General features: G+C 67.3%; 16 protein-coding genes and 4 pseudogenes. 15 read left to right on the forward strand and 5 right to left on the reverse strand.

The features are described 5' to 3' along the window. Positions 1-104: 104 nt before the first annotated feature. A pseudogene (locus tag ACWCPY_RS39610) lies at positions 105-533 on the forward strand (transposase); the annotation flags it as partial. Positions 534-1,119: 586 nt separating this feature from the next. Here the strand turns inward: ACWCPY_RS39610 and ACWCPY_RS39615 are convergent. After that, entirely contained in the window at positions 1,120-2,031 is a 912-nt protein-coding gene (locus ACWCPY_RS39615; protein ID WP_451273497.1) for a glutaminase, read from the reverse strand. 422 nt (positions 2,032-2,453) lie between these two features. On the opposite strand from ACWCPY_RS39615, the pseudogene ACWCPY_RS39620 reads away from it, so the two are divergent. Together ACWCPY_RS39620 and ACWCPY_RS39625 are read left to right on the forward strand one after the other, a co-directional pair. Beyond that, positions 2,454-2,693, forward strand: a pseudogene (locus tag ACWCPY_RS39620) (WhiB family transcriptional regulator); the annotation flags it as partial. 189 nt (positions 2,694-2,882) lie between these two features. Beyond that, positions 2,883-3,068: a hypothetical protein gene (locus ACWCPY_RS39625; protein ID WP_451273541.1), complete on the forward strand. Its 186-nt coding sequence runs from the start codon at positions 2,883-2,885 to the stop codon at positions 3,066-3,068. Between the two features lie 132 nt (positions 3,069-3,200). Here the strand turns inward: ACWCPY_RS39625 and ACWCPY_RS39630 are convergent. Next, a pseudogene (locus tag ACWCPY_RS39630) lies at positions 3,201-4,029 on the reverse strand (transposase); the annotation flags it as partial. 102 nt (positions 4,030-4,131) lie between these two features. Here ACWCPY_RS39630 and ACWCPY_RS39635 point away from each other — a divergent pair. The 9 genes and pseudogenes from ACWCPY_RS39635 (at position 4,132) to ACWCPY_RS39675 (ending at position 13,098) form a co-directional block, all read left to right on the forward strand. Next, positions 4,132-4,374, forward strand: a complete 243-nt coding sequence (locus tag ACWCPY_RS39635; RefSeq protein WP_451273499.1) for an integrase core domain-containing protein — start codon at positions 4,132-4,134, stop codon at positions 4,372-4,374. Between the two features lie 372 nt (positions 4,375-4,746). Further along, a complete protein-coding gene (locus tag ACWCPY_RS39640) occupies positions 4,747-5,508 on the forward strand; it encodes a DeoR/GlpR family DNA-binding transcription regulator (RefSeq protein WP_451273501.1) in 762 nt (253 codons plus the stop codon). Between the two features lie 55 nt (positions 5,509-5,563). Continuing rightward, entirely contained in the window at positions 5,564-6,946 is a 1,383-nt protein-coding gene (locus ACWCPY_RS39645; protein WP_451273503.1) for an ABC transporter substrate-binding protein, read from the forward strand. Further along, positions 6,943-7,908, forward strand: a complete 966-nt coding sequence (locus tag ACWCPY_RS39650; protein WP_451273505.1) for a carbohydrate ABC transporter permease — start codon at positions 6,943-6,945, stop codon at positions 7,906-7,908. The genes ACWCPY_RS39645 and ACWCPY_RS39650 overlap by 4 nt, the downstream gene beginning before the upstream one ends. Next, positions 7,908-8,828, forward strand: coding sequence for a carbohydrate ABC transporter permease (locus ACWCPY_RS39655; RefSeq protein WP_451273507.1), 921 nt, complete (start codon positions 7,908-7,910; stop codon positions 8,826-8,828). The genes ACWCPY_RS39650 and ACWCPY_RS39655 overlap by 1 nt, the downstream gene beginning before the upstream one ends. Continuing rightward, on the forward strand, positions 8,825-9,817 hold the full coding sequence (locus ACWCPY_RS39660) for a zinc-dependent alcohol dehydrogenase family protein (RefSeq protein WP_451273509.1): 993 nt from the start codon (positions 8,825-8,827) through the stop codon (positions 9,815-9,817). Before ACWCPY_RS39655 ends, ACWCPY_RS39660 begins: the two co-directional genes overlap by 4 nt. 32 nt (positions 9,818-9,849) lie before the next feature. Further along, positions 9,850-10,752 (forward strand): PfkB family carbohydrate kinase, encoded by a 903-nt coding sequence (locus ACWCPY_RS39665; protein ID WP_451273511.1) that lies wholly within the window; start codon positions 9,850-9,852, stop codon positions 10,750-10,752. Between the two features lie 1,240 nt (positions 10,753-11,992). Further along, positions 11,993-12,667 (forward strand): annotated as a pseudogene (locus tag ACWCPY_RS39670) (DDE-type integrase/transposase/recombinase); the annotation flags it as partial. A 278-nt stretch (positions 12,668-12,945) separates the two neighbouring features. Beyond that, positions 12,946-13,098, forward strand: a complete 153-nt coding sequence (locus tag ACWCPY_RS39675) for a hypothetical protein (protein WP_451273513.1) — start codon at positions 12,946-12,948, stop codon at positions 13,096-13,098. Between the two features lie 608 nt (positions 13,099-13,706). Here ACWCPY_RS39675 and ACWCPY_RS39680 read toward each other — a convergent pair. After that, positions 13,707-14,354, reverse strand: coding sequence for a response regulator (locus tag ACWCPY_RS39680; RefSeq protein ID WP_451273515.1), 648 nt, complete (start codon positions 14,352-14,354; stop codon positions 13,707-13,709). Positions 14,355-14,377: 23 nt separating this feature from the next. Beyond that, a complete protein-coding gene (locus ACWCPY_RS39685; protein ID WP_451273517.1) occupies positions 14,378-15,547 on the reverse strand; it encodes a sensor histidine kinase in 1,170 nt (389 codons plus the stop codon). A gap of 612 nt (positions 15,548-16,159) precedes the next feature. Between ACWCPY_RS39685 and ACWCPY_RS39690 the strand changes: the two genes are divergently transcribed. From ACWCPY_RS39690 to ACWCPY_RS39700, 3 genes are all read left to right on the forward strand, one after another. Continuing rightward, on the forward strand, positions 16,160-17,305 hold the full coding sequence (locus ACWCPY_RS39690) for a sigma-70 family RNA polymerase sigma factor (RefSeq protein ID WP_451273519.1): 1,146 nt from the start codon (positions 16,160-16,162) through the stop codon (positions 17,303-17,305). Between the two features lie 684 nt (positions 17,306-17,989). Further along, positions 17,990-19,336 (forward strand): tryptophan synthase subunit alpha, encoded by a 1,347-nt coding sequence (trpA, locus tag ACWCPY_RS39695; protein ID WP_451273521.1) that lies wholly within the window; start codon positions 17,990-17,992, stop codon positions 19,334-19,336. Beyond that, positions 19,337-20,674: a hypothetical protein gene (locus ACWCPY_RS39700; protein ID WP_451273523.1), complete on the forward strand. Its 1,338-nt coding sequence runs from the start codon at positions 19,337-19,339 to the stop codon at positions 20,672-20,674. Between the two features lie 31 nt (positions 20,675-20,705). On the opposite strand, the gene ACWCPY_RS39705 is transcribed toward ACWCPY_RS39700, so the two are convergent. Next, the gene (locus ACWCPY_RS39705; protein WP_451273525.1) at positions 20,706-21,059 is read right to left on the reverse strand and encodes a hypothetical protein; all 354 of its coding nucleotides are present in this window, start codon (positions 21,057-21,059) and stop codon (positions 20,706-20,708) included. Between the last annotated feature and the right edge of the window lie 32 nt (positions 21,060-21,091).

Below are 21,091 nucleotides of genomic sequence, written 5' to 3' on the forward strand. Positions count from 1 at the left end.
GACGCCAGCGTCAACCACACATCGTCCGCGGCTACTTCGGCGGCCCGCACGTCCGCTACGTCCTGTACGAGAACCCTTTGAGTTTCTGATCAATAACCTCGTGAAAGAAACGGCCGTACCCCGGCGCCCAGTTGAGGATCACGCACGCGAACGGCATGCGGATCACGTGTCTCGCCACGAAAACTACCGACCGTCCGATCGCCGAGCTGGGGCTTCGTCACCGCCTGCGGGCCCGCACGGAGGACCGGATCCGGGCCGCCCGGGCCACCGGCCTGCGTAACCTGCCCCTGCATGAGACCGTGCAGATCGCGCTCGACCTGCTGGCCTGGATGCCCATGCTCGACCTGACCGGCAAGGCCCGGCTCTGGGAACCCCGCCGCCTGCGGTTCCGCCTGTTCACCGTGGCCGGACAGCTCGTCACCACCAGCTGCCGCCGCATCCCCCGCCTCACCCGCCACTGGCCCTGGCCCTGGCCCTGGCCCCACGACATCACGGCCGCCCTCGACCGGCTCGCTCAACTGTACCCGGGCTGACCCGCAGCGTTCTCCATCCCAACGACAGCACCATCCGACCCGGAGAAGTGGGACCCGGCGCCCACCCGACGCGACAACCGGGCCGCCGGACTGCCCACCACAGCCACAGAACGCGAAACGGCTCGCCGACTTCATCGACGGACCGGCATGCAAGATCGAGGCAGTGACCTGAGTCGGGAATTCGCTCGCACGCCTGCACGGCCCTGTCGTACAAGGACGGGCGGCCAAGGCCCACCAGCTGGTCTGCGAGACGGACCAGTGTGTGGGGGTCGTCGGCGACGGCGCGTTGGGCCGCTTGGCTCGTGTGAGGAATTCATCGATGGCACAGGGCATCCACCCACTCGCTGCGGTGCCGTACGTGGTGTTGGGGTCTGATGACGTCAACTTCCAGTCGGCGTCGACCCGGCAATGTCTGCCACCGAGAAGACCGCTCTTGAATTGTTGAGCATCGCGTTCGCCAGTCGGAGCGGCCGAAGCGCCACCACACCGGCCCCTGAGGACCGTCGACGCGGAGCTGGTCGAGGTGGGTGGCAAGGACCGGGACGGTGCCAGTGCAGTCCCACCTGGCGGCACTCCAACCGACGTCTCAGAACACGGAGAGCCCGGAGGCGGTCGTGAAAGCCTCGATCGCCGCGACTGCGCCCACGGAGTTGCCGGCCCGGTCCAGGGCAGGACTCCAGGCGCACAGCGCCGCCCGGCCCGGCAGTATCGCGAGCACTCCGCCGCCGACGCCGCTCTTGGCAGGCAGACCGACCCGGTAGGCGAACTCCCCGGCCGCGTCATAGGTCCCGCAGGTCAGCAGGACGGCGTTGACACGCTTGGCCTCAGTGCTGCTGAGTATCCGGGTTCCGTCGGCCCGCACCCCGTGACTCGCGAGGAAGCGGCCCGCGAGGGCCAGGTCACGACAGCTGGCACTGATGGAGCAGTGGGCGAAGTACTCCTCGAGCACGACGTCGACGGTGTTGTCCAGATTGCCGTGGCTGGCGATGAAGTGCGCCAGGGCTGCGTTCCGGTGGCCGTGGGCAGCCTCAGACGCGGCGACCGCCGAATCGATGCTGATCCCGGGATTTCCGGACTCCGCCCGGAGGAAACCGAGGACGCTCTGGGACGCGTCTCCGGTCAGCGTCTGCAACCGGTCGGTGACGACGACGGCGCCGGCATTGATGAATGGATTGCGCGGGACGCCGCGCTCGGCCTCCAGCTGCACGAGTGAGTTGAAAGGCGTCCCGGAGGGTTCCCGCCCGACACGGGTCCATAGCGCGTCCCCGCCCTCGGCCAGGACCAGTGCCAGGGAGAACAGCTTTGAGATGCTCTGGATGGAAAAGGGCTCCTTCCAGTTCCCCACGCCGTAGAGCTCCCCGTCGACTGTGGCCAGCGCCATCCCGAAAGCATCAGGGACCGCCTCTGCCAATGCCGGAATGTAATCGGCGACCTGCCCTTTCCCCGCTTCGCGGTGAGCCGCGACCATCGCCGTACGCAGGAATTCCGGGTAGTCCATGCCGTCCTTCGGTGCCGGGTTGGTGATTCCTGCGCAGGATAGCGGCCGCTCACGCTGCCGCGGGCACCCTGCACGGTGGCCGGGGCTCGACCCCGTCCGCCGCGCGGTCCGGCAGCATCCTGTCTTCGCTCCAGGTGCCCATCCGGTGCACATGCCAACGCGAGCCTTCTTCGAACGTTACGACCGTCGCCGCGTCACGGTTCACCCGGGTCATCGCGTCCCGGTGCGGTGCGGACACGACTGAACCGGCAACGCTCCCTTCTCGTATGGCTCAACAAAGCCGGATGGCAATCCCAACCTTGAGAGGTGCACGGATGAGTTATGCACAGAGAGCCATACTTCATGGCGTGCGCGCCGACAGGGTCGGCGATCAGGCCCCCTCATTCGTCAGGCCGATCGCCCCGCTTCCAGAAAGCTGACCCGTGTCCAACGGAAACCGGATATCTATCCCTCCGTTCCTGACCGGGCTGAACTCGCGGGTTCCCTGTTCCGAACGGCCCCACCTCTTTCATCCGCCCGACGACGGCTACAGCGACTTGGGACCTCGTGGACGGCAACGGACCGACGACGCGGTCGCCTTGTGCCGCAGCTGCGAGGCGATGCCCGCCTGTCGCCAATGGGCCCGGGATCAAGGAGAGTTCGGCATTTGGGGTGCCGAGACGGACGCGCAGCGGATCGCCGCGGGACATCCGTCGAAGGTCCACGGCAGTCAAGTGGTGAGCCGGGCGGCCCTAGCCGCCAACAAGAGTGCGCGGACGGATCAACACGCGAAGGGGCAGCGACCGGATTCCGCTCCGGCCACTGCCTCGACCCCGCTGAGGCCGCCACGCCTCACCCCGACGGAGCGGTCGGTGTTGCTCGCTCTGTGCGAGGGCTTCGACGCCGACGATCTCCATGCCGAGTTGGCGCGCAGCCGGGCAAGCGTGAAGCGGGCCATCGGCGGACTGCGGCGGAAACTGGGGACTGACATGACTGGCCTCGCGGGCGTCGCGCGCGAGGCCGGGCTCCTTCAGGTTCCGCACAGACCGGCGGCCTGAGTAAGCGGACCGACCGGGTGGGCCGCCCGCTGCTGCGCAGATCCACCCCAGGGCACCGGCCTGAGTCCGGGTGAGCGAGTGAGCACCTTACTCGCTCACCCTGTTGAGCGGGGTCACGCGCTCCCTGGGCATCCCCGGGACCGCACGGTCCTCGGGCGTGACATGGCCGCCGGGACGCTGCCGGGAGCGTGCTCGCGGGACACGCAACACACGCCCGGTGCGCGGGCAGGCGACCAGCTCACGCTTGGGCGCGCCGCGTCGCTGGACGGTGGAGGGACTGGTAGATCGCCTCGTGCGAGGTGCGCATGGACTCATCATCGGGGCAGTCGGCCTTGAGCCGGTGCGAGATCTGCTGTGGATCCACGACGTCGCCCACCTCCGGTCCTGCCGGGGCTTGTTCCGTCCCTTCCTCTGCGGCATTGCCGGCCCTGGCGCCGGCTTCCCGTTCAGAGCTCGGTTCACCCCGGCGAGCCTGTTCTGCACGTACTGACACAGTCGTTCGTTCACGGCCAGCTTCCCTGTCTTCGGTCGCCGGGCCCGCCGCTCGGCATACCACTGCGCGGTGGACGCCCGATAGTCCAGGCGGTAATGCGCGTTGACGCGTTGCGGCGAAGCTCCTGCGAGATCGTCGACGGCGACCGGCAATGCCGACGCGCGATCTCACGGACCCCAACGTCCTGTGCGCGCCAGATGGTAATGTCCTCGCGCTCGGGGAGCGATAGGTAGCGTCCCGACACCGTCGGCGAAAGGTTCGGTCCCACGCCCCCGGTGTGGCGAAACCATCGTGTCCCGACCGCAGGCGAAACCCCGGCCTCGGCCGCCGATTCCTCTGACTTCAACCCCCGAGCAATCGCAGTCCAAAACCGGACACGAGCCTCACGCCACGCGACTGTCGGCCGGCGCGGCGACGACATCTGCCCCGGTACTCACGAACCCGCTGCTGCTGCGGACCAACACACATCACTCCACCTCCGACTACGAGGTATTGCGACGATCACTTGAATATCCACCCAGTAAACGTGTCGAGAATTCGTCGACGCCTGCCGCAGAGGTGCTGCAGAGCATGAGCGCGGTCGGATCCAGCGCAGACGACGCCGCCGTCGAGTCTTTCGATGCGACCTTCAAAAGAGAGACACTGAAGGGGCGAAAGGGCTGGTCGGACGAGCGTAAGGCCCGACTCGACGCCTTCCGACGGCTGTCCCGTTACAACATCCGACGCCTGCACTCCCGCCTCGGCCAGCGATCCCCGATCGCGTACGACAACACCTTCCACTCAATACAAACTACCCTGGCCCGAGCCGCATAGATGTATTCAAAAGCCGGAGTCAAGGCCTGCCTTCGCGCGCGAGAGGACAGGGTGAGCCGGAGCGAAGACTGGGTCCAGCTCCTGGAATCATTCCCGGTCGCGTGGTTCAGGCTCGAACCGCGTCCCCGTTCGATCCATGCATTCGCGCCGAGCGGACAGCAAACGGGCGCAAGGGGGACTCGATCGGGCAGCGTCTCCCACTGTGGAACTCGGCAATCCAGCGTCTGACCAGTGGACATACCCGAGTTTGAACGGGCTCGAACGGGCGCGATCGCCATCAAATCTTGTCTGTTCCTGCGACTCCCCACCTTGTACAAACAATCCACAGGCCCGAACGGGCGATGTTTCCGGGGCTATTCAAGGGAGTGTGAAGTGGATTCCGATGGGCGTCGACGACAGATCCTCAAACTCGCCCGGAGTGCGGATGGCATCGAAGTCACCGCAGTGGCCCGGGATTTGAAGGTCGCTCAGGAGACGATCCGCCGAGATCTTCGCGCGCTGGAGGAACAAGGTCTGGTCCGCCGCACGCACGGTGGGGCCCACGCCGTGGAGAGCTCCGGCTTCGAGACGACCCTGGCCAGCCGCACCACCCACAACGTCCCGCAGAAGAACCGTATCGCCACCGCCTCCGCCGACCTGCTCGGGGAGGCGGAGACCGTGTTCATCGACGAGGGGTACACCCCGCAGCTGATTGCCGCGGCGCTGCCCCGGGATCGGACCCTGACCGTGGTGACCGCCTCCCTCAGCGTGGCCCACACCCTGACCGACGCGGAGAAGATCACTGTCCTGCTGCTCGGCGGCCGCGTGCGCCCCGCCACCCTGGCCACCGTCGACCACTGGGCCTCGCGGATGTTGGCCGGGCTGGTCATCGACCTCGCCTATATCGGTGCCAACGGCATCTCCCGCGAGCACGGCCTCACCACCCCCGATCCGGCGGTGAGCGAGGTCAAGGCGCAGGCGGTACGGGGTTCCAGGCGCCGGGTCTTCGCCGGACTGCACACCAAATTCGGCGTCGTCTCCTTCTGCCGCTTCGCCGACGTCAGGGACGTCGAGTCCATCGTGACCGACATCGGACTGTCGGCATCCGAGGCCCAGCGGTACTCCCTGCTGGGCCCAAACGTCATCCGGGTGTGAATTCACACTTCTTAGCTCCAACACTCAACTCGCAGTCTCACCCCTAGGAGATCTCATGTCCGAGAACTCGACAACCACGCCTGGACTCCGTTCCAGAGCAGTGGCAATCCGTCTCAGCGCAACGGCCGCCGCGGCCGCACTGCTCGCCGCGTGTAGCGGGGCAGGTGGCAGCACCGCCTCGGGCGGGGACGACGTCCTGCGCGTCCTGATGGTGAACAACCCGCAGATGGTCGAGCTCCAGAAGCTAACCGCGGCCAACTTCACCAAGGACACCGGGATCAAGGTCGACTTCACCGTCCTCCCGGAGAACGAAGTGCGTGACAAGATCAGTCAGGACTTCTCCAACCAGGCCGGGCAGTACGACGTCGCCACCATCAGCAACTACGAGGTTCCGATCTTCGCGAAGAACCAGTGGCTGCACCCGCTCGACGAGTACGTCGCCAAGGACCCTTCCTTTGACCAGAAGGACATTCTCGAACCTCTGAGGAAGTCGCTCACGGCCAAGGACGGCAAGATCTACGGCGAGCCCTTCTACGGTGAGTCCTCGTTCCTGATGTACCGCAAGGACGTCTTCGCCGAGAAGAAGCTGGCTATGCCCGAGCACCCAACCTGGCAACAGGTCGCCGACCTGGCCGCCAAGGCAGATGGAGTGAAGGCGGGCATGAAGGGCATCTGTCTGCGCGGGCTGCCGGGCTGGGGCGAGGTCATCGCCCCGCTCACTACGGTTGTCAACACGATGGGCGGCACCTGGTTCACCAAGGACTGGCAGGCCGAGCTCACCTCGCCCGAGTTCACCAAGGCGACCAAGTTCTACGTCGACCTGGTACGCAAGCACGGGGAGGCGGGCGCCGCGCAGTCCGGGTACGCCGAGTGCCTCAACAACCTCACGCAGGGCAAAACGGCCATGTGGTACGACGCCACGGCCGCGGCCGGCTCCCTGGAGGCCAAGGACTCCCCGGTGAAGGGCAAGATCGGCTACGTACAGGCGCCCATCGACAGGACCAGCAATTCCGGCTGGCTCTACACCTGGGCCTGGGGAATGCAGAAGGCATCCACGCACTCCGCCGCGGCCTGGAAGTTCATCTCCTGGGCGTCGAGCAAGAAGTACGAGGAGCTGGTCGGCAAGAACATCGGCTGGGCCAACGTCCCAGCGGGCAAGCGGACGTCGACGTACACCAACACCGACTACGTTCGGGAGTCAAAGGCATTCTCCGACGTAACCCGGAACGCGATCGACGGGGCCGACCCGGAGAACCCGGGCACCCAGCCCCGTCCCACGCTCGGTATCCAGTTCGTCGGCATCCCCGAGTTCACCGACCTCGGCACCAAGGTCTCCCAGGAGATCAGCGCCGCCATCGCCGGGCGCCAGTCCGTCGACGAAGCCCTGAAGAAGTCGCAGGTCCTGGCCGAGAAGGTCGCGAAGGAGTACCGGAAGTGACCGCCTCCCTGAGCGTACGCCCCCACGCCAGCGGTGCCCCACCCCGTGCCGCACCCGCCGGGAGGAAGAGCGGATGGCGCGCCTGGGCGACCCGCGCCCCCTTGCTGCCCGCCCTGGTCTTCCTGATCGCGGTCACCCAACTGCCTTTCGTGGCCACGCTGGTGATCTCGCTCTTCGACTGGAACTCGCTGGCTCCCGACGCCCGGCACTTCACTTGGTTCGGTAACTACACATCCGTCGCCACCGATCCCGCGCTGCGCGAGTCAGTCCTGACGACCGTCGTGCTCACCGCTTCGGTGGTCATCACCAGCGTCGTGCTGGGGCTGATGCTGGCACTGCTTCTGGACCGGACGTTCAAGGGCAGGGGGTTCGTACGCACCCTGCTGATCACGCCGTTCCTGATCGTGCCGGTCTCTGCCGCACTGCTGTGGAAGCACGTGCTCTGCAACCCGGAATACGGGCTCCTCAACGGGGCCTGGACGTGGATAGCGGGACTGTTCGGCGACGACAGTCCCGCCCAGCCCGACTGGATCTCCGGTATGCCTCTGATCGCGGTGGAGGCCTCGCTGGTGTGGCAGTGGACGCCGTTCATGATGCTGATCCTGCTCGCCGGACTGCAGAGCCAGCCGGCCGACATGATGGAAGCGGCCCGGCTCGACGGTGCGAGCGCCTGGCAGATGTTCCGCTATCTGACCGTGCCTCATCTGCGGCGCTATCTCGAGCTTGGGGTTCTGCTCGGTTCGATCTACATCGTGCAGAACTTCGACGCCGTCTTCACGATCACCGCAGGGGGCCTGGGCACCGCCAACCTCCCGTACACGATCTACCAGACCTTCTACCAGGCCCATGAGTACGGACTTGCCTCCGCTGCCGGGGTGCTGGTCGTGATCGGCACCATGTTGATCGCGGCCTTCGCGCTGCGGGTGGTCTCGTCCCTCTTCAACGAGGAGGCGAAGCGGTGATGACCCCCCGCACCGAAGAAACGAGTCCCGACATCGTGTGCATTGAACGTGTGCCGGACACCAGGAGCATCACCTTCTTTCCACGCGCGGCTCGCAAGGCCAGGCGGCGTGGCACGGCGCTCGGCGTGCTGGCCTGGCTGGTCGGTATGGCATTCTGTCTTCCTGCGATATGGATGCTGCTGACCTCACTGCACTCCGAGCCGGACGCGGCGACGAACCCGCCGTCGCTGACCGCACCGCTCACGCTGGACGGGTACCGGAAGTTCTTCGGCGCCGCAAGCGGCGCAAGCCCCTGGCCGCCGCTGATCAACTCGACATCGGCGAGCCTGGTCTCCACGCTCCTGGTGCTGGTCCTGGCTCTTCCGGCAGCGTACGCGCTGTCGATACGTCCGGTCCGCAAGTGGACCGACGTGATGTTCTTCTTCCTGTCCACCAAGATGCTGCCGGTCGTGGCCGGCCTGCTGCCGGTGTATCTATTCGCGAAGAACGCCGGGATGCTGGACAACATCTGGCTGCTGGTCATCCTCTACACCTCGATGAATCTGCCGATCGCCGTGTGGATGATGCAGTCATTCCTCGCCGACGTACCCGTCTCGATCATCGAGGCGGCCCAGGTCGACGGCGCCCGGCTACCGACCATCCTCGCGCGCATCGTCGCTCCGGTGGCCGGCCCTGGCATCGCCGCCACGGCGCTGATCTGCTTCATCTTCAGCTGGAACGAAATGCTCTTTGCCCGGGTGCTCACCAGCGTCACCGCCCAGACGGCGCCCGTGTTCCTGACTGGATTCGTCACCAGCCAGGGCCTCTTCCTCGCCCAGCTGTGTGCGGCCTCGGTCGTCGTGTCCCTGCCGGTGCTCGCCGCCGGTTTCGCCGCCCAGGACAAGCTTGTCCAGGGCCTCTCCCTTGGAGCCGTCAAATGAGAGCTGCGCAGATCGAAGCTCCCGGCAAGGTCTCCGTCGTCACCCTCCCCGACCCGACACCCGGGCCACGCGACGTCGTCGTCAATGTCCACGCTTGTGGGCTGTGCGGAACCGACCTGCACATTCTCCAAGGGGAGTTTGCACCCACGCTGCCGATCGTGCCAGGACACGAGTTCGCGGGCGAGGTCGTCGGCATCGGCTCCCAGGTCACCGAACTGGCTGTTGGCGAGCGGGTCGCGGTCGATCCCTCCCTGTACTGCCACGAGTGCCGCTACTGCCGGGCGGGCCGTGACAACCTCTGCGAGCGCTGGGCCGCGATCGGTGTCTCGGTCGCGGGCGGCGCCGCCGAGTTCGCCGTCGCACCGGTGGCGAACTGCGTCAAGTTGCCCGATCACGTCGACGTGCGCGACGCCGCGCTGATCGAGCCTCTGTCCTGCGCGGTGCGCGGCTACGACGTCCTGAACAGCAGCACGCTGGGCGCCGAGGTGCTGATATACGGCTCGGGAACTATGGGTCTGATGATGCTGGAGCTGGCCAAGCGAACGGGCGTGGCGAGCGTCGACATCCTGGATGTGAACCCCGAAAGACTCGCCACGGCAGAGAAGCTGGGCGTCTCACGGTCCGCGGCCGGCGCGGACGAGCTGGACCGGCCGCAGGGCTGGGATTTCGTGATCGACGCCACGGGCAACGCAGCGGCCATCCAGGATGGTCTCGGCCGGGTCGCGAAGGGAGGCACATTCCTGCAGTTCGGGGTCTCCGACTACGCGGCACGGGCGGTCATCGAACCGTACCGGATCTACAACCAGGAGATCACGATCACCGGTTCGATGGCCGTCCTGCACAGTTTTGAGCGTGCGGCCGCGCTCTTCGCGACAGGCATCCTCGACCCGGCGGTCTTCATCAGCGACCGGCTGCCGCTTGAGCAGTACCCGCAGGCCATCGACCGGTTCAAGGCGGGCCAGGGCCGCAAGATCGTGGTACAGCCATGAGCGACGCGAGAGCATCGGGCCCAGTACTTGTCATGGGGGAGGCGCTCACCGACCTCGTCCCTGATCGCGACGGCCATCTCCTCCCGCACCCCGGGGGCGCACCCGCCAACGTCGCGACCGGACTCGCACGCCTCGGGGTGCCTACCGCGTTCGCGGGGGTGCTGGGCGGCGACGCGTTCGCCCTGGCCCACGAGGACCGACTGGTCGCCGCCGGCGTCGACCTGAACCTCTCCGGACGCTCCGCCCGCCCCACGGCACTGGCCGTGGCGAGCCCGGCACCGACCGGGATGCGCTACGACTTCCACCTCCAGGACACCGCGACGTTCCGGCTGACACCCCTGGCCGAGGGGCTGGAACGCTTCCGGGCCGTATATATGGGCGGTCTGGCCGCCGTCGTGCCCCCGGCCGCCGACGCGGTCGCCGAGACGGCCCGCGCGGCGGCCGACTCCACGCTGCTGGTCGTGGACCCCAATGTGCGCGAGGAGCGCACTGTGGACCCGGCAGCGGGATTGTCCCGGCTACGAGACCTGTGCACGCTGGCCCATGTGGTGAAGGCCAGCGACGAGGACGTACAGACGCTGTGGCCTGCGAGTATGCCGGACGACAGGTGCCGGAGGCTGGCAGACGAAGGGCGCCTTGTCGTCCTGACCCGAGGGAAGCATGGCAGCACGGCCTTCCTGCCATCGGGCGTCCAGATCTCTGTGCCCGCAGTGCCGGTGACGGTGGTCAACACGATCGGCGCGGGAGATGCGTTCATGGCAGGGCTGCTCGCTGGCCTTGCCGCACGCGCAGCCGTGGACGTTGGACGGTCGGTCGACATCACAGCCGCCCAGGCTCATGGCCTGTTGGAGAAGGGAGCGCGAGCGGCAGCGCTGGTGTGCGCGCAGGCGGGATCGGACGCTTCGCTCCACACCCTCGGCGTGAGACCCGTTTAGGACACTGCTCCCGGCGAATCGTGGCCCGCCGCCACCCACGCAGCGAAGGGTGCGGGCTCGTTGGTCGAATACCCCGAACGTAAATATCTCGGGTTTCTGTAGACCCGGCCTGGAGGCGCCCCCCTCGGACGCCTCCAGGCCCACCTCGAAGAGGTGCAACTTGCCAGGAGTCGAGTGGTCCTTGGGTATGAGGTGTGCGAGCGTCGCCAGGGGGGTGCCGCAGCGTCTTGATCCCGGCTTCCCACCTCTGGTTGTGTCCAAGTCTGTAACGGCGCGCGAGCGCCCGCTGGTCGTGGTTCAGCCCGTGGAGCAGTCGCGGAACAGCGCACGACCGTTCGGGACCAGCTCGAGTATCGGCACACACTGACCGCCGAATCCGGCTGATCGGGCGAGCACCGCGTCGTGCCTCAGGGCTGATGGGCAGAGAGCGGCGGCGGAGTACCCCAGCCGCGTGACGGCAGGGTGCTCCGACGACACGGCTGGCGTGGGCCAGCGAGGAGGAAGGTCTTGGCGGGTGCGTGCGGAGTGGTCCCGTATCGCCGGCCAGGCCGCCGGAGCGTGCGAGGAGGGTGGTCATGGAGACCCCAGGGATGTGGGGCGCAGAGCCCCGGTCCAGAACTCGGGGGAAAGGACCGGGGCTCGGGCCTCGAACCAGGAGAGACACGCCCGGCAGTTCCGGGTGGAGCGCTTTCCGGAGCCGCGAGTCCAATGTTCGATCCGGGTTCGAGACTCCGTCTGCCGCCGCGGGGCACTTAGGAGGGGCGGCGGCATTCGGAGCGGGTGAGGGGTGGGGCCCAGCCCATATCGGCGAGGCGGTCGGGCCTTCCACTCCTCCCTCCCCCATGACTACGGAGGCAACTGCGCAGAGGTTCACCGGAGAAGTTCGTTTTCTGCGGCGTCGTGGCCCGAGCAGTCCCGGGTAACGGTCGCGGCCCGCGCGGGCTACCGCCAAACTGAGCGGCAAACGGGATGCATTGGCGTCAGCTGGTCTTCCGCCTCGGCCCTGAGCTGCCGGTTCCCCACTGGCGGCCGTGGTCACGGGTGCTGAGCTCGCATGCTGTTTGTGATGACCCAGGAGTCTGTCCCCCACGGGTTCCCGGCCAACTTTCCTGGCCGCCTTTGCCCCGGGCACAGACGAGGGGCCACGCAAAGCGGATCGCTGACCGCCCTTTCCCGGAAGTGCCAGCGGTCGCTGCGGCTGTCGAACTGAGGATGATCCTGTGGAGTAGACACCCTGACAATGGATCTTGACGGTCCAGGGAGGGATGTCCAGGTAGGACGCAAGTCTCCGTATCCGGAGGAGTTCACGAAGGATGCCGTCGCGCTCTACCTCGCCGCGGCCGGGAGGCGGACGTACGCGGCCGTGGCCGCAGATCTCGGCATCACCGCGGAATCGCTGCGGACGTAGGTGCGCAAGGACGAAATTCAGGCCGCGCCCGAGAGCTGCGACAGCGACGTGAGCGCGGCCGAGGAGCCGACCCGACAGCGGGCGGAGAACGCCCGGCTGCTCAAGGCCGAGCAGGAGTGGCGGCTGGAGCGCGAGCCCCTGCGACGGGCAGCCGCCTATTTCGCGCGGGAGGTGAAGTAAGCCCCGCCGCTGGGATTTCATCTCCGACAACCGCGCCGGCTACTACCAGCACCTGACCAACGAACAGCCCCCGCCGAGCGCCGGACCGAGGAGAAGCGGACCGTCAACGAGATCCGCCCCACGGTCATCGACATCTGCTCTAGGAAGGTGGTGGGCTGGTCGATCGCCGACCACATGCGCACCTCCCTGGTCACCAACGCGACCGAAATGGCCGTTGCCGCCCGCGGCGGCCAGGTCCACGGCGTGGTCTTCCACACCGACATGGGCACCCAGTACAACGCGGCCGCCTTCGCCGACGTCTGCAGCCGTCACAGCATCTGCCGCAGCTGGGCCGGGTCTGCTTTGGCCCCGCCGCCCGGCACGTGGGTGATCGAGCGCCGGGTGCTCGACAACGTTCACTCGGGCTCCGTGATCCTCCTGCATGACGGCGGCGGGAACCGGAAGCCAGGCAGTGCCGCACTGTCGAAGATTCTCACCACACCCCAGACGCGTGGAGAGAGTTCCACCGCAAGTGGAGCCGGCCTGGTTGCGAGCTGCTCATGCTGAACCTGCTGACTCACACATCCGTAGAAAGCATTGATCCCAATAGAATGTGATACGTCATCATGAGTGATGAACTGGTGCGGGAGAGCCTTTCTGCGCGCACGGATCTGACAACGGACTCCGTTCGCGAGCGCGCCGAGCGTCAGCTGGAGGAGGGCCTCGAGCGCCTTCGGGAAGCGGTGCGACGGGCGCAGGACACCTTGAGGAAGACCTAGGTAGGTAGGGCAGAAAGTGGTCGGCCCAAGAACCCCGGAGTACTCCGGACTCGTCCGGTTCTGATCACAGAATGCGTGGAGAGTGAGGCTGCTTTCGGGGTCCGTATGAGCTCGTCGGTCACCGGCCGTATCCGGCGCTCACACCCGCCTGCCCCGCCCCGCCAGATGCCGATCTACCGGCTCGTCCAGACTCGGCCCGGCCAGGACAGCACCCGCCGACCGCCGGAGGCCGCCCCCGGCGCCGGGTATTCGTCCAGCAGCAACAGGAATGGCGGACCGTGTTGTATCGGGTGGACGGCAGCGCCCGCATCGCTGCCTCCAGCCCGTCGTCCCCCGGCCCGATCAGCTCCTCCATCAAGGGCGAGGCGAGGAGCTGCCCACCGGAAACAGGCCCACAACGCGTCCCACAAGCAGGTCCGCGCCCGCTTCGAGCACGCCTTCGCCAGCATAAAAGGCCGGAGATCCTCCGCTACTGCCGCCGGGGCGACGGCGTCCTCCACGCTGTGCTCGGCATCGCCCGCCTCCACGGCCGTATCCGACCAGGCGTGCAGATGTGTTGTTCGCGTTGTCGAACGCCGTGCTGTGTGCGGTGGGGCGGCGGCCTTGGCTCACCGCACCAGGCCGGACTCCCACGCCCACGCCGCGATCTCCACCCGGTTACGAGCGGGCAGTTTGGCCTGGACGTTGCCGAGATGGGTCTTCACCGTGCCCACCGTGATGCAGAGTCCGTCAGCTACCTCCGCATTGGTCAGTCCCCTGGCCACCAGGCGCACGACGTCCAACTCGCGAGCGGAGAGATCGGTCCGGGGTGCACGGCTCTGCGGCACGAAGCCGCCTAGCCCTCTCAGCAGCTTGACCGTGATCGAGGGACTGACCAGAGCTTCACCGGATGCCGCCGCGCGGATGGCCTCGACCAGGAGTGTAGGCCCGGAGTCCTTGAGCAGGAATCCGCAGGCACCGTCACGCAGCGCCCGCTGGACGTACTCGTCGTCGTCGAAGGTCGTGACCACCACGACCTTCGGCGGGTCCTGCACCCCCGGCCTGAGCAGCAACCGCAGCGCCTCAAGGCCGTCCAGCAAGGGCATACGGATGTCCATCAGGACGACGTCGGGGCGGCAGCAGGCCGCCAGCTCCACAGCCTGTACCCCGTCCATCGCCTCGCCGACGACCTCGATATCGTCCTCAGCGGTCAGGATCATGCCGAAGCCGGTGCGGACCATGGCCTGGTCGTCGGCGATCAGCACGCGGATCGTCATAAGGTCTTCCCTCTCGTCAGCCTCTACTCGGATGCTTTACCGGAGCCGGCGGTCCCTCCCACCGGAAGTGCTGCGTCGACCTTCCACCCACCGGTCGCTTCGGGTCCCGCCTCGATCGTGCCGCCGATCATGCCGACTCGCTCCGCCAGCCCCCTGAGCCCGAACCCGCCGACGCCGAGGGTGTGCCGCGTGCGCCCGTCGTTGCATATCTTCACCGTGACCACTTCTCCTGCTCTGACCACGGACACGTCGACTTCGGTCCATTCCTGGGCGTGCTTGCGTACGTTGGTCAGCGCCTCCATGACCACCCGGTGCACGGTTGTGGTGACCTCCACCGGCAGATCGTCAAGTACCCCGTCGAGCCGGAGCCTGGCCCGCGCGGCCCCGACTGGCGAGAATCCTTCGACGAGGGAGCGCACCTCGGTGATACCGGCCAGCGGCGACAGCTCGGCATCGTTGCCCCCGTCGGCGTTGCGCAGCATCCCGACCATGCGTCGCATCGATCTCATCGCCTCGGCTCCCGATTCCTCGATCCGCTCAAGAGCGGGCAGTATCAGGTCGGGTCGCCTGCCCGCGATGATCCGCGCCCCTTGCGCTTGCACCACGATGCCGGTCACATGGTGAGCGACGAAATCGTGCAGATCTCTGGCGAATTCGGCCCGCTGCTCAAGCCGTACCATCGCTTCGCGGCGCCGCCTGTCGTCCGTGGCCAGGCGAGCCGTGAGGCCTACCCAGAGCACGGGCATCGCCACGAGTGTGAACAGCAACGACCAGAAGTAGCTGCTCGCAGCGGGGCGCAGCACGATAGTCGCGATCACGAACAGTGCGCCCATGGCGGCCTGCATCGGCCGTCCGCGCCGCACTATCACATTCAGCAGCCCGAGCAGCGCCAGCGGTTCGGTGAATCCCATGGCGTCGAGGCGGATGTCCGGGTGTCTGGAGAACAGGGCTCCGGTGACACTCAGCGATGCGAGGCCCGTCACCGCGACCGCGAACGCCAGCCCCCTGGCCCCGAGTCGGCCCGAGGCGAACAGCACGGTGCACGCAAGTGCCGCGGAGCCGAGCTTGGCCATACCGAGAGAGAAGCTCGAGTAGAAGCCCAGCTGGTAGTCGAGGTAGCCCGCAGCGACCAGTGAGACAGCCACCGAAAGCCGCAGCACGGCACGCGGACCGCGCCGTTCAAGAAATCCCATGTCCGGGAGCCTAACCACTGCTGAGCGCATCGGTGCTCTGCCGAAAGTCGTAGTGCTCGGTCGCGGTTCCGCCTTTTGGAAGATCTGCTGCCCGGCGGTCCCGACGAGTCTGTTGCACGTCGGATCCACGTCAGCATCCGCAGCGACGCGGCAAGGAGCGATTCTTCATGAGTGATCTGAACTTCGAGATCGGTGTCACAATCGTTCTCGGTGCGTCGTTGGCGGCCTTCGGCCTGGTCCTCGCCGTGCAGGCGTCCCGTCAACGCGCCGACTGGACCGGACGCCGGGGCGTGACCCGCCTCATCGCCGCGCTCTACACCGACGCCGTGCTCTCGCTGCCCCTCTTCCCGCTCGGGGTGACCACCGGAGAGTGGGCGAACCAGTCCCTCCGGTACAGCCGGATCAACCCCGTCCCTCTCTTGACCGAGGATGCAGCGTTCGTGCCCGGCGTGATCACGACGATCCCGCTGGGCGTCCTGCTCCCCTGCTGTTCTGGAAGGCGACCTCGCTCGGCCGGGCGACCGGCCTGCGGCGGCCGGCCTGTCCACCGAGGTCACCCAGATGTTGTAGTACGTCGCGTTCGCCAATGGTCGTGCGGTCGACGTCAGCGATGTGATCGCCAACATACTAGGTGGCCTCATCGGCTACTCGATCGTCCGGCGGGCGGTCTGTAACGAAGCCTTGGCAGCCATGCTCAGCAGTCACGCGCCGCCTGGCGCTCCAATGGCCACGGCGGTTCCGTTCACGCGAGATGTGAGCGTGGAGCGCCTTGCGGAAGAACGCACGTCGGTTTCTTCGGCCGTCGGCCCCTCGATGGGCTGCCGGGCTCCCGCAGCGCTCAGCAGGCGTCTCAGCGCAATGCAGTGGCATCAGCCATGTGTCAGGAGCCGTTCGCCAGCAATGGACGAGATCCGATCGCAGCGCCTCCCCCACCCGAACAGCCGCAGCCGGATTCCGGCGCCCGCCACCCAGGAAAGCGAGACATCCATGTCAGCACCCACTGCCGTACCCCTTCTGTCGACCACATGCACCGTCAACCGCCCCCAGCAGGCTTCCTCTCCATCGGCTTCCGTACGCCTCGCGCTGCGCCCCCCTCGGCGCGGCTGCGTTGATCCGGTCTCGCCGCCGCACCGAACGGCTGCGACCACGACACGCCGCACACACCCCTCCGCGGCCGCGGACCCAGACACCCCGGACAAGACCGAAGAACAGGCTCCGCCACTCACCCCGCAGCAGCGCACTGCCTTCATCGAGCAGCTGTACGCGGAAAACGCCCGCTACCTCACGACCCTGCTCCTGCCACGCGTCGGCGGCGACCGCCAGACGGCGGAAGACATCGTTCAGGAGACGATGCTGCGCGCCTGGTCCAACGCCGAAAAACTCTCCGCCGAGCCCGAATTCACGCGGCCATGGCTGATCACCGTCGCCAAGAACCTCCTCATCGACCTCCACCGACGCCGCCAGTGCCGACCCAAGGAAACCGCCTACAACCCCTCGTGGCCCAGCCACGTGCCCACCAGCACAGACATCTCCGGACGCGTCCTGAGCGCCCTGACCGTCCAGCAGACCCTGCGCAAACTCACACCACAGCAGAGCGACATCGTCCGACGCGTCTACCTGATGGAGCACTCGCTGGAAGAAGTCGCCACCGCACTCGACATCCCACGAGGCACCGTCAAATCACGTCTGTTCTACGCCCTGCGGGCCATGGGACAAATCCTCACCCGCGCAGACGCCCACGCCGACCTCACCCAATAACCATCCACAGCCACCAACCACACACAGCCAACACCGGCCCCCGGAAAAGGCCGGCCGCCACGTACGTCCCCAGTGTCCTTTGCAACTGACGCACCGTCCCTGACCGTGATGGTCGCAGATACACCGCGCAGCCGTCGGGTCCCCGCCCTTGCCGCCATGAACGTCGCCCCAACGTTCGCGACCCGATATTGGCCACACCCGGCCAGCCCAACGCCACGACGGTGCGACACGGTGGCGCCGTACGATGCGGCGACCGCGCCCACGTACGCATGGCCGGGGAATGGATCACCTGAGAGCCAGCCCGTCCGCGGCGACGGAATCCATGCCACCGAACGGGGCATCGTTCAAACACGGCCCGGACGCCGCACTCGCTGGGCACCGGTGATGCACCCGCGTAGTTGGGCCATCTGATCCGCCTGCACAGCGAACACGCATACTTCAATGCCAGGTTGGCGCCATCGGCGTCGTCTCACCCCGTGGCCGGTCACACGCGGCTATGGGACACAACAGGCCTGCTCCGTCACAGAAGCCTCGGTGGACGCCGTTGACGCGCACCTTGCGTCGCTTCGCAGCCACACCCCAGCAGGGCCTGGCCAACATTCGCGCCGCACTTGAGCCGACGCTGCGCACCGCGACTTCTTTCGACGCCGGCCCCGGGGCCGACATGGACGAACAGGAATCCCCGTGACCATCGCCAGCGATGCCCTCACAGCGCGAGGCGCGGCCCTGCCCCAGTCCGCGACCAGGCTGACCGAGCGCCTCCGCCGCCCTGTCCCGCAGCTCGGCGTGTTCCTCCCCGCCGGATTCCCGTCCCCGCATCACAACGCGATCGCGCTGCGCCTGTTCGCCGCGCGAGGCGCAGACATCCTCGAGGTCGGCGTCCCGCATCACCATGCCCCCTACGACGGGCCCCTCGTCTCCGCCGCCTACCAGCAGGCTCTGCGCGACGGAACCTGCACCAGCGATGTCATGGACACCGTGCACCGAGTGGCCACGACCACCGATGCCTCTATAATTGTCATGACGTATTGGGAGCCCGTTCACGCCTGCGGGACCCGCCAATTCGCCCGCGATCTTGCCGCAGCCGACGCCGCAGGCGCGATGATCGTGGACCTACCGTCCCACTACGCCCCCGAGTGGATCGCCGCTGCCCGCGAGGCCGGAATCCACACCCCGCACCTTGTCGCCCGCGACGCCACCGATCAGGAGTTGGCGCGCACGGCGACCGTGGCGTCGGGCTGGGTGTACGCGCCGGCCGCCGAAGCCCTCACTGGATACACTGGTGAACTCGACATCCGCTCTCTCGCCGCCTTCACCCGACGCCTGCAGGCCGCAGGGCCCACCCCGGTGGTCACCGGCATCGGCGTCTCCACCCCCGCCAAGGCCGCCCAGGTCAAAGAACTCGTGGACAGCTTCGTCATCGGGTCCCCCTTGTCAGCCCCCTGCTCGAGTACGGCGCATCCCAAGGCCTGCATGCGGCAGCCGACCACGTCGCCGCGTTCGCCGACGCCCTCCACGGCCCCGTTCGTTAGCCTCGTCTTCGGTTGGGATGGGGTGGCGTCGCCGATCAGCGGACGCCTTCGACGTTCTTCGGCAGGGAACCGAGATCGAGGACTTCGCACAGGTCACGGGCCCGCAGGGGCTGCTTCTTCGCGTCGAAGACCGCGAGGATCTGCGGGTAGAGCGGGTACTCTGGCAGTCCCGGTGGTTCGGGCCGGGGCCTCCCGGCCGAGGCCGTCGGTCAGGGTTGTTGCGGTCTGGGTGATCCAATGTGTTCGAGGTCCGCTCGACCTCGTTCAGGCGGGCCGTGAGCTGGTCGATTTCGGCTTTCAGCTGGTCGGCCGCGTCGCCGAGTTCGTGTTCCTTCTCCGCGATCCGGCCGAAGAGTTCTTTGAACCTCATGCCGCTGCCCGTACCAGCTCAAAGGCAGGGCCGGGTTACGCCAACTTGCGGCGGGTGGTCCCGGTGAGTCGGCAGGTCATAGTCGCAAGGTCGTCCAGCCGTCAACGGGCCAGCAGATACGGTGAATAGATGCAGATCATCGGGGGGAATGAGCAACCGGGAACCGTGCTGCTACTGGCAGCCGCACCCGTTGGCAAGAGCAAACTAACCGAGGCGAGCAGCGTCATCCCTGTGCTTGCCGCCGTACCGCCGGCCGCGCTCGCGGGCACCGCGGCCGCCACTCTCATCGAGCTGGCAGACCCTGTAGACCCGCAGGCCGTTCTTACTCGCGTGCGGGGTGCCGCCGCGACCGAGGGCCCGCTCACCGTGGTGCTCGTCGGCCAGCTGCAGCTCGACCGCCGCCAGCAAGGTGTGCACCTAGCGCTCGCCCGCACCACGTCCTCAACGATCCGGTACACCGCACTTCCTTGGCCCTGGCTCGTGTCCGAACTCCGGCAGCGCCAACCGGACACGACCACTCTCTTCGTGGATCTGGTCGCCGACGCCGAGGTCTGGCAGCGGCTCGACAAGGAGCCGCTCGATTTCCCTGGCGGTACCCGTACGTACGGCGTCATTGCCCCGACGCCCAGCCGCCGGCGGATCGCCCATCCCGCCTACGCCCACGCCCTGGCCCAGATCCTGCGCACCGGCCAGCGCTCCACGCCCGACCGGCTGCACCACGAGGTCATGCTCCGCGCACCTGCCGCCGAGGGCGTACTCGTCCTCAGCCCCGAGCAACCCTCGACACCGACGAACACACAGCGCCCGCCCGCCCGTAGAGCACCCGCAGCCCAGGCTCCCGTTCCGGCCGCCATGCCGCAGCAAGCCCCCGCACCGGTCCCACAGCCGCCCACGCAGGCCCAAACACCCGCAGCGCAGATGTTCCAGCCGCCGCACATGTTCTCCACGAAGGCCGCCCCTGCTGTCCCAGCTCAGGTCCCACCGAGGAAGCAGCGCACCGTCTCGCCGGTCTACGAACCCAGTACCGCCGTGGTCCCAGTGGAGAGCGACCCGCACGATCAGATCAGTGCGCTGTCGCGGGCCGGCCGCCACCAGGAGGCCGTCGCCATGGCGGTCGCTGCCGAACAACGCGCCGTACAGATCCTCGGCACCAACACAATCGCAGCCGTCCACTGGATCGAGGTGCGCGCCTACCTGATCTCAGTTGCCCAGGATCCGGGCGCCTCCTGCCAGTTGTGGCTTCAGGCTGCACAGCTCCGCCTTGACTTGCTACAGCAGGCCCCCGACGCCCACGACGTCGAGAACGCCGTCGACCGAGCCCACCACCAGTGGGATCGCACCCGCGACGCTGCCCAGGCCCGCGCCCTGGCTTCGCAGCTCGTCGCCCTGCGCCGCCGGGTTCCCGGCCGTCAACGCGCCGCCCTTGATGCTGTCCAGAAGAAGGTTGAGCGGCTGAACGGGCCTTGACCCAAGGCCGGGTAGTTAGCGTTTTCGCTGGTCACGCAAGGGGAGTTGGGGGCCATGCTGTGGCGGCGTAGAGGCCTGGGCCGAGTTTGTGGATGAGGCCGGTCTCGGCCCATCTGGAGAGCTGTCGATACATGGTCTCCATGGTGATGTCGCCGAAATGGGAGGCGATGTCACGGGGACGCCAGAGGCGGTCGGGGTCCTTCTCGAGCAGGGCCAGGATTCGGTGCCGGCGTCGCTCGGCGAGGGCGGTGTGCCGGTCGTCGCGGGAGACGGCGGGGAGCTGAGGGCGGGATTCCGAAGGCCCGAGGACGGTGATGTCGAGACCGGTGACGGTGCGGGTGTTGTTGGGCCTGCCGGCCTCGTGCCGGGTGCTGTAGCGGGACATCGGTGACTTGACCTTGCGGGTGCTGACCCGCT

The sequence above is a fragment of the Streptomyces sp. NPDC002403 genome (assembly GCF_053593015.1).